Origin of the sequence: Arcobacter sp. LA11 (assembly GCF_001895145.1) — a bacterium.
Taxonomy (GTDB): domain Bacteria; phylum Campylobacterota; class Campylobacteria; order Campylobacterales; family Arcobacteraceae; genus Halarcobacter.
Genome location: NZ_BDIR01000036.1, coordinates 1 through 848, shown reverse-complemented (window position 1 = coordinate 848; position 848 = coordinate 1). Strand labels below are relative to the sequence as shown.

Here is an 848-nt window from a genome sequence, read left to right as displayed (position 1 = left end):
AATAGGCTTGAGAAATCTGCTTTTGAAGATCTATCTCCATTATCATCTGCTGGAGAATCCACTCCTTCAGTTTCATCTACTGTTAATGTTATATTATTACCTTGAGCATCTGTTACTGCTGTTGCATTTAACCCTGCATCTGGTCCATCATCTTTAATATTGAATTGACCTACATCTTCTGTAGTATCACTTGATGCTAATTTAACTGATGCTTTAGATGTATCTCCATCTGCATCTGTTACTGTTTGTGTTAAGTTAATTGATACATCTACATTATTAAGTTGGCTAAGTACTAGACTCTCTGTATCATCATGATCTGTTGCATCTGAATGCCATACATTCTCAGATTGTGTAAATGTTACATTTGTTCCTGTATTACTTATTGTGAAGTATGTTACTCCACCTGCTGTACCTACAATTGTTCCATTTACTTCACTTAGTAAAATCTCTGCACCTTTTGCACCATTTGCACCTAAGGCAAATAATCCTGATTGTACTCCACTTACTGTTGTATCTGATGAATTTGTTAAGCTAAGTGAATAATCTACACTTCCTGCTCCATCTGTTCCATATAAATCTGTTGCTGTTACTCCACCTACTCCTACTACTTTAAATAAACTTGTGAAGTCTGCTGATGAAACTCTATCTGCTACATTATCTGCTGGATTCGCTTGTTGTAATGCACTCTCATCTACTGTTAATTCTATCTCATTTAATTGTGCTTTATCTACTTCTGCATCTGTTAATCCTGCACTTGGTCCATCATCTAAGATATTAAATTGTGCTACATCTTCTGTATCTTCACTTGACACTAATTTAACTGATGCTGTATCTGTATCTCCATCTGC

General features: G+C 35.5%; 1 protein-coding gene. It reads right to left on the bottom strand.

Annotated elements, in window-relative coordinates; all coding sequences use genetic code 11:
- On the bottom strand, positions 1–848 hold an 848-nt coding region (locus BT997_RS15635; protein ID WP_258239507.1), incomplete at both ends, for a DUF5801 repeats-in-toxin domain-containing protein.